The organism is Streptomyces sp. DSM 15324 (assembly GCF_001514285.1).
Classification (GTDB): domain Bacteria; phylum Actinomycetota; class Actinomycetes; order Streptomycetales; family Streptomycetaceae; genus Streptomyces.
In genome coordinates this window covers 16,111-24,271 of the sequence record NZ_KQ949029.1, presented here as the reverse complement: position 1 = coordinate 24,271, position 8,161 = coordinate 16,111, and the positions used below count along the sequence as shown (strand labels likewise).

At 67.9% G+C, this 8,161-nt stretch carries 7 protein-coding genes and 3 pseudogenes; 8 read left to right on the top strand and 2 right to left on the bottom strand.

The window, feature by feature from the left end:
- The 5 genes and pseudogenes from AQJ58_RS41165 to AQJ58_RS22160 form a co-directional block, all read left to right on the top strand.
- A partial coding sequence (locus AQJ58_RS41165) for a transposase (protein WP_159056289.1) occupies window positions 1–337 on the top strand: 337 nt, incomplete at its 5' end.
- A gap of 13 nt (window positions 338–350) precedes the next feature.
- A pseudogene (locus AQJ58_RS44585) lies at window positions 351–527 on the top strand (IS5/IS1182 family transposase); the annotation flags it as partial.
- Window positions 528–830: 303 nt separating this feature from the next.
- Window positions 831–2,786, top strand: coding sequence for a serine/threonine-protein kinase (locus tag AQJ58_RS22170; protein WP_159056288.1), 1,956 nt, complete (start codon window positions 831–833; stop codon window positions 2,784–2,786).
- 431 nt (window positions 2,787–3,217) lie between these two features.
- Entirely contained in the window at window positions 3,218–3,760 is a 543-nt protein-coding gene (locus AQJ58_RS22165) for a SigE family RNA polymerase sigma factor (RefSeq protein WP_067252707.1), read from the top strand.
- The gene (locus AQJ58_RS22160; RefSeq protein WP_067252706.1) at window positions 3,757–4,575 is read left to right on the top strand and encodes a hypothetical protein; all 819 of its coding nucleotides are present in this window, start codon (window positions 3,757–3,759) and stop codon (window positions 4,573–4,575) included. Before AQJ58_RS22165 ends, AQJ58_RS22160 begins: the two co-directional genes overlap by 4 nt.
- Here AQJ58_RS22160 and AQJ58_RS44580 read toward each other — a convergent pair.
- A complete protein-coding gene (locus AQJ58_RS44580; protein ID WP_079079105.1) occupies window positions 4,559–4,903 on the bottom strand; it encodes a DUF6083 domain-containing protein in 345 nt (114 codons plus the stop codon). The genes AQJ58_RS22160 and AQJ58_RS44580 overlap by 17 nt on opposite strands.
- 61 nt (window positions 4,904–4,964) lie before the next feature.
- Between AQJ58_RS44580 and AQJ58_RS22155 the strand changes: the two genes are divergently transcribed.
- The 3 genes and pseudogenes from AQJ58_RS22155 to AQJ58_RS22145 all read left to right on the top strand — a co-directional run bounded on the left by AQJ58_RS22155 (window position 4,965) and on the right by AQJ58_RS22145 (window position 7,555).
- A complete protein-coding gene (locus AQJ58_RS22155) occupies window positions 4,965–5,906 on the top strand; it encodes an IS481 family transposase (protein WP_234360216.1) in 942 nt (313 codons plus the stop codon).
- Between the two features lie 59 nt (window positions 5,907–5,965).
- A pseudogene (locus AQJ58_RS41145) lies at window positions 5,966–6,398 on the top strand (transposase); the annotation flags it as partial.
- A gap of 146 nt (window positions 6,399–6,544) precedes the next feature.
- A complete protein-coding gene (locus tag AQJ58_RS22145; protein WP_067252704.1) occupies window positions 6,545–7,555 on the top strand; it encodes a GNAT family N-acetyltransferase in 1,011 nt (336 codons plus the stop codon).
- A gap of 132 nt (window positions 7,556–7,687) precedes the next feature.
- Here the strand turns inward: AQJ58_RS22145 and AQJ58_RS22140 are convergent.
- Window positions 7,688–8,161: pseudogene (locus tag AQJ58_RS22140) on the bottom strand (IS256 family transposase); the annotation flags it as partial.

Below are 8,161 nucleotides of genomic sequence, written 5' to 3'. Positions count from 1 at the left end.
TACCGGCACTGGCCGGCCGCGCTGCAGGCCCGACCGGGTCATCGCAGACAAGGCTTACAGCTCCCGAGGCTTCCGTGCCTACCTGCGACAACGCGGCATTGCGCACACCATCCCCGAGAAGACCGACCAGCGGCGGCACCGGCTGAGGCGCGGTGGCCACGGCGGTCGACCGCCAGGGTTTGACCGGGAGACCTACCGACGGCGCAACACGATCGAGCGCTGCTTCAACCGGCTCAAGGGCTTCCGCGGCATCGCTACCAGATACGAGAAGACCGCCACTTCCTATGAAGCAGCGGTCAGTCTCGCGTCGTTCCTGCTCTGGGCAAGATCCGTTTGAAGACGGACCCTAGCAGCGCCTGCTCTGGGACCGCGGGATCCGACCGGTGATCGCGAAGCGCGGCGAGCCCCACGGGACCGGCCTGGGCATCTTCCGCGACATCGCCGAGCGGACGATCGCCTGGCTTCACGGCTTTCGCCGCTTGCGCATCCGCTGGGAACGACGCGACGACATCCACGAAGCATTCCTCGGACCCGCCGTCTGCCTGATAACCCCTCGCCACGTCCAACGGCTTTGTCAGGAACAGTTACAGTCGCCTCGGGCCAGGCCCGTGTCGTCGGCGCGTCGCTGCTCTTCTCGAACGCCGCCGACGGCGGAGCCGTCGCCACCCTCCGGCTGTCTCAGAGGGGCTGACGCCACAGACTGCGCACGGCGAAGAGGGCCCTGAGGCGGCCGGACGCAATGCACTGACCCACGCACTGACCCACGCGACTGACGCCCGGCCCGCGAACACGCGATGCTGTCCGGTACGAATCGAAGGGGAGGGGGTGCCTTGGGCAGCGTCGCGGGGGTGGAGATCGCCGGGCGGTATCGGCTGGAGGTTTTACTCGGGCGGGGCGGCATGGGGGAGGTGTGGCGGGCCGTTGATCCGGTGCTGGGCCGCCGGGTCGCGATCAAATTCCTGCCATCGCATCTGACCGCGGGCGGTCCGCATTTGGAGCGGTTCCGTCGGGAGGCGCGGGTGACCGCCCGGTTGCAGCATCCGGGTATCGCGCAGGTCTTCGACTACGGGACACACGCCGGTCAGCCGTTCCTGGTGATGGAGTTGCTGGACGGCCGGAACCTGGGCGAGGTGATGCGCGAGCACCCGTCGGGCCTGCCGGTGCACAAGGCGCTGGACCTGGCCGCGCAGGTCGCCGACGCGCTCTCGTGCGCGCACCGGGCGGATGTCGTACACCGTGACATCAAGCCCGCCAACCTCATGCTGCTGACCGGAGACCGGCTCAAGGTCTGCGACTTCGGTATCGCGGGAGTCGTCGAGGCCGACTCCGACCTCACCCAGGAGGGCACGGCCATCGGCACGCCCGCCTACATGGCGCCCGAGCAGTGTCTGGGGGAGCGGGTCGACGGGCGTGCCGATCTGTATGCCCTGGGCTGTGTGCTGTTCGTGCTACTGACGGGGCGGACGCCGTTTCCGGCGGACGGGGACTTCCGCGCCGTGATGCTCCGTCACATACATACGCCACCCCCGCCCTTGGGCTCTGTGCGTACGGACCTTCCGGACGGGATCGGCCGGCTGGTGGCCCGGCTGCTGGTCAAGGATCCCGCCGAGCGTCCGGGCTTCGCGGGGTCCGTCGCCGACCAGCTCAGGGCGCTGCGCGAAGGGCGTGCCCCCGACATGCTCCCGGACCGGACAGCCCCGGTGGACCGCGTCACGGACCCCACCGGTTCACACCCGGCCGACGCACCACGCGGCGCCACCGTTCCACCGGGGGTCGAGCTGTCCACGTACCACCTCGGGAACCTGGCCGCGGAGGCGACGGAGTTCAACCTGATCGTCACGGTGACGGACACGACACCCACCCGCGCAGCCGTCGAGGCGGGCACCGCGCCGGCGGTCGTGTTCCTGCTCGGGATGTCCACGGAACTGCCCGAGGAGGACTTCGACGCCGTCAAGACCGCTGTAGCCGCCGCGATCGACGCCCTCGACGATGGCGTCTCGTTCGCCGTGGTGGCGGGCTCCGCGTATGCGCAGACGCTCTACCCCGACTCGCTGCGGCTGGTGACGGCCACCGCGGTGACGAAGGCCGAGGCGAGCGCCGCGCTGGCCCGTCTGAGGCCGATCGAGGCGGCGGCCCTGGGCCGCTGGCTGCGCCTGGCCGACCGGCTGTTCTCCGCCCGCCCGGAGGCGGCGCGCTGCGCGATCCTGCTCACGGACATGCAGGCGGACGCCGAAAGCTCCGAGGAATTCGCCGCCGCTCTCACCTCCTACGCCGAGCGCTTCCCGTGCCACGTCCGCGGCATCGGCAGCAACTGGTCCGTGCGCCAGCTGAGTTCCATCGCCTCCACCACCCTGAGAGGCAGCGTGGACATCGTCGTTCGCCCCGCCGAGGACCTGGCAGAGGACCTGGTCAAGATCGTCGAGAGACTGTCCGGTACGCCGGGCCGCGAGCTCGCGCTGCGGATCACGGCGGCGGGCGGGCAGGTGCGGAGCTTCAAACAGGTCATCCCCACCGTCGAGGAGGTGACCGACCGCGGCTACCCGACCGGCCCCGACACCGTCGAGTACCCCGTCGAGGCCGGCGCCGGAACCGCCCTCGACCCGGCGCGCGACTACCACGTGCAGTTGCGGGTGCCCGCGGGCCCGCCCGGGGAGGAGACCACCATGGCCGATCTGGAGGTCATCCTGCTGCCGCCCGCCGGTGACGGCCAGGTGCTGGCCCGGCAGTCCGTCAGGGTCGTACGGACAGAGACCGCGCCACCGGCCGACGCCGACCCGGCTGAGTGACGCCCGCCACGAGGACGTCCACTTGAGCCCGATCGCGGCGCAGGCCGCCGCGTACTTCGGGGTGTAGATCTCCTCGACCATGTAGACGTCGTCCCGGATGACCATTTCAAAAGCCTTCGTCAGACGGGATCGAACTGTTCGACATCCAAGCGGTGACGGTCACCCGGTACCGCTACAGAGGCAACGCGACCTCCCACCCCTGGACCCGCCCAGACCCCGCGCGAACGGCAGAGTCCGTGGAGAGCCCGGTACTCGGAGACGAGGACGCCGCGTTCGGCGAGCGGCACGGAGGGACCGGTGGCAACACCGGCACCGCGCTCCGTGCCGACTCAACGGGCACCCCCGCTCCGACGAGAACGCGGAAAAAGATTCCGCGGTGAGGCAACGGTCTCGGCGTCTCATGGCCTCCTTTGAACATCTAGGAGGTGCTCATGGGGGTTCGAAAACAGGCCGGGGACAACGAGTTCCAGGCCTTCGTCGTCGGCCGCTGGCCGCGGCTGATGCGCACGGCTTTCCTGCTCACGGGGGAGCAGCACGCTGCGGAGGATCTGGTCCAGTCGACGCTGGAACAGGTCTATGTGGCCTGGCACAGGGTCGCCTCGGCCAATGCCCCAGAGGCGTATGTACAACGAGTGATGATCAACGCGCATGCCCGCAGATACCGCAGGAAACTGCGGGAGTTCCTGGTGCCCAGGAGCGAGGACGCGGGCCTGACACACGAGGTGGCCGACACCGGTGACCGGATCGCCCAGGCCGACGACCGCCGCACGCTGCTGAAGGCGCTGGCCGAACTGCCGACACGGCAGCGGGAAGCAGTGGTCCTGCGCTACTGGGAGGACCTCACGGAGATACAGACGGCCGAGGCGATGGGCTGTTCGGTCGGCACGGTGAAGAGCAACGCAGCCAAGGGGATCGCGAAGCTGCGCGCCATATCGGGACTGGCGGAGACAGTGACGCAGGGAGGACGAAAGTGAACAGCGCGGACGGGGAGACGAGCCACAACATGACACAGCACGACATCGCACTCCTGCTGGCCGACGCGGCCGACGAGGTGAAGATCGGCATAGCCCCCGCCCAGGCGCTGATTCGCGGCGGCCGCCGCCGCAAGGCCCGTCGCTGGGCGGTCGTGGCGACCACCACTCTGGTCTTGGCCGGCTCCACGGGGGCTCTGGCGCTGACGGGCCTGTCCGGTGACGGGGACCGGGGGGTGTCGCCGGCGAGCCGGCCGGTCGCCAGCGCGGAGACATCCGAGCCGGACATGAGGACGACCCTGGCGAGCGGCACCGACGCGGGAGCGCCATGGAGGGTGTACATCGACGTGTGGAAGGCTCCGGCGGACACGGCGGAGGCCCAGGCCACCCTGGCGGCGATGGCGAAGTTCGGCGAGCACCCGGAGGACGTCTCCACGGCCTCCGAACTGGTGGGCAAGGTCGCGCACTTCGTGCACCGGGTCACCGGTGAAGAGGCGAGGACCACTCAGATCGCGGACATGGTGCTACCTGAGGACGACGTCCTTTCCGGCGGCGAGTACGGGACCGTCTCGCTCCCGCTGCTCCCCGGGAACGGCACGGCCCCGCGCCTGGTGATCGGCCAGGTCGCCAAGACCGCCCGGGAGGTCACCTGCACCTGGAAGGACGGCACGTCTACCAAGGTCGGCCGTGCGTCCGCGGCCACAGAGGCGAACGCCGCCGTTCCGGTCATCCACAGCCCCAAGCACTCGCCCTATGACTGGTTCGTCTGCCTGGCGCCGAAGTCCACCGCGTACGAGGGGATCAAGGTGACGAAGTAGACGAAGCGGGAGACCGAGTGCGGGAGCCGAGGCCGGACGACGGTTCGCGAGGCCCGGCGGCCCCCGGAGCCCCGTCCGGGCCGGGGCTCATCCGGCAGGTGAGGGTGCGGCGCGGGCAGAGCACGGCATGCGGGATGCGGCACCACGCGCTGCCGTCGCCGTGCGGGTGGGCGATGCCGCCGCTTACTAGAGCGCGTCTGAAAAGCCGGTCAGCTAGCTGGTCTTGCGAGGCGGCGCGCGAGGAGCATGGCCATGGTGAGGTAGATGGCGTTCTCCGAGCAGACGCGCAGGTACTCGTAGTCCTTCGACAGGCGGCGGAACCGTCCACTGTCCTCTAAAACTGACGATCATCGTTGACACCCGGGTCTCCCGACACTACGGAGATCCACATGTCGAAGACACCCCCGCTCGATCGTGAGGCCAAGCGGCGCCTGGCCGTCATACGCCATGTCGAAGAGGTCACCGGCAACGTCGCCATGAGTTGCCGGTACTTCGGCATCAGCCGGCAGGCGTACTACACCTGGTACCGCCGCTACCAAGGCGAGCGCATCGAGGGGCTGCGCACTCGCTCGAAGGCGCCCAAGCACAGCCCGAACGCCACACACGTCGAGGTCGTCGGGAAGATCATCTATTTCCGGCAGAACTACCACTTCGGCCCCGAGGAGATCGCGATGTACCTCAAGCGGTTCACGACGTCACGATCAGCAAGTCGGGCGTGTGGCGGATCCTTAAGCGCCTGGACATGGGCCGCCTGCCGGCCTCGGTACAAGCGGCACGACCGCAGATGGAAGCGGTACGAGAAGCAGCTGCCCGGACACCGGGTGCAGATCGACGTGAAGTTCATCGAACCTCTCGCCTCCACGCCTCAAGGCCGGCGTGGCGGCCGCAACAAGTACTACCAGTTCACGGCGATCGACGACTGCACCCGGCTGCGGGTCCTGAAGATCTATCCGACGCTCAACCAGGCCACTGCCATTCAGTTCGTCGACTACGTCCTGCAGAGGCTGCCGTTCCAGGTGGAGGTGATCCAGACGGACAACGGAGCCGAGTTCCAGTCCGCCTTCCACTTCCACGTGCTCGACAAAGGCATCGGCCACGCCTACATAAAGCCCCGCACACCGCGGCTGAACGGGAAGGTCGAACGCTCCCACCGGATCGACGGCGAGGAGTTCTACCGGCTCCTGGAGGGCGTCATCATCGACGACGCCGAGGTCTTCAACGACAAGCTGCGCGAGTGGGAGGACTACTACAACTACCATCGCCCACACGGCGGCCTCGGCGGCCAGACTCCCTACGAACGCCTCAAGCAGAAGACCGCGCCCCAGGCGTAAACGATCACCGTCGGTTGCACACGGTTACTCGGGGCTTGTGGGCTTGAAGTCGTACGCGCACAGGGGAAGTTGGCCTCCTGCTCGCGCTCCTGGTCACCGCGGCCAGTGTCCAGGACTCCAGCGCCGGCACCCACCTGCTCGACCAGGTCGCCGCCGACCACCCCACGATCCGCAAGACCTGGGTGGACGGCGGCTACCGCAAGCACCTCGTCGAGCACGCCGCCACCCTCGGCATCGACATGGAGATCAGCGCCCGCACCCCCCGGGACCAGGGGATTCACCCCGATACCCAAACGCTGGGCCGTGGAACGGACCTACGGCTGGCTCGTGCTCCACCGCCGCCTGGCCCGCGCCTACGAGACCCTCCCAGCCCGCTCCGAGGCCATGATCCACCTCGCCATGACCGACCTCATGGCCCGCCGCCTCACTGGCGAGGCCACCATCTCCTGGCGCGAACCGACATCGCCGGATCAAATTCGCATACAAGGATGAAACAACGGGAGACAACGACCTCTCAGTAGGTGTTTCTGGAGCGGCGTTGGCGGTGTGAGACGGTGAGTAGCGTCTACTCCAGACGCGGAGGGCGAATCATGCGAGGATGTGCGACAAATTGCCACATTTGCGCGAGGTGAATTGATTTGTCCAGTTCTTCTGTTCATTCCGGTACTGCCGTAGCGGTTGAAACGTTCAGTTTGGCTCATCTGGGCCGTGCGGCAGAACTTCTCACCGCTCGGCATCAGCGTGACGTGACGCTTGAGCCTGCACTTGGGGGGCGCTTCAGCCTTCTGGAAGAGTGCAAGGCTCTGCTGGAACAGGCGTGGAGAGACGGGGCTCGTGGTGCGGTTGCGGTACGGGAAGGTGCAATAGTCGGCTACCTGCTGGCCCGCCCCGGGGACGGGCAGCGTGGCCGTCATTGTTGGACACATCCGCAGGACGCCGTCTACTCGCCGGATGCGGGCTTGGTGATTCTGCAGCAGTTGTACGCCCACCTGTCGGGGCAGTGGCTTGCCGACGGACGCCTGCATCACTACACGGTGGCTCCCGCCGCCGATCTCCCGCTGTGGCTGACGCTTGGATTCCCGTATGAGCAGGTCCACGCGATCATGGATGTTCCCGCCAGGACGTCGGCGCGGGCACCGCACGGTGTCCGTCGGGCAAGTCCCGCCGACATCGATGCCCTGGAACCGCTGCTCGGGCTCATCAACGAGGCGCATGCGGCACCCCCGGTGTTCGCTTTCACCGATCGTCCGATGTGGGACATCCTGAGGTCCGGCCACTTGGAGTTGATGAGTGATCCCGCCGTGGCCTACTGGGTGTCCGAGGGACCGGAAGGCATCGATGGTTTCGTCGTCATGCGCCCCGTTCCCGACGACGAGTCCTCGATCCTCAAGCCCAAGGGATCGGTCGAACTGATCCTGGCCTCGACGGCTCCGCACGCTCGTGGCACGGGAGTCGGGCGTCGGCTGACCGAGTGGGCGCTGGTCGACGCAGCACACCGGGGATTCACCGTCTGTGTCACCGACTGGCGGGCGGCGAATCCCCTCTCGTCCGTCTTCTGGCCGCGCCGGGGATTCCGGCCTGTCGCCTACCGGCTCCATCGCATCCTGGACCCGCGACTCACGGGCTCCGAGCACGTTCCGGGACCCTGATCGGGCCGCTCCTCTGCTGTGATCCTTTCTCGTGCTGGCGGGCGCGGGCGGCGAGCGGGCGCTGGGGTCTGTCAAACGAAAGGTGTAACCAGGGTGGTTGGATTACTGGCGGGCCGCTGAGAGTCGGCCGTCGACGGTCTCCACCGCCTCGGGCAGGCCCTTGAGCCCGTCGCAGACCAGCATGAGCAGGTCGTTCACGCCGCGGTTCTTGATCTCGGTGAGGATGTGCAGCCAGTGCTTGGCGCCCTCGCCGCCGTCGCCGGCCCACAGCCCCAGGATCTCCCGTCGGCCCTCGGTGGTGACGGCCAGAGCCACATAGATGGGCCGGTTGGCCACCGCGCCGTCACGGATCTTCACGTGGATGGCGTCGATGAAGACGACCGGATAGACGGCGTCGAGGGGTCGGCTCTGCCATTCGGCCATGCCCTCGAGGACCTTGTCGGTGATGGTGGATATGGTCTGGCGGGAGACGTCGGCGCCATAGACCTCGGCCAGGTGAGCCTGGACCTCGCCGGTGGTCAGGCCCTTCGCGGCCAGCGAGATGACCATCTCGTCGACGCCGGTGAGGCGCTTCTGCCGCTTCTTGACGATCTTCGGTTCGAAGGA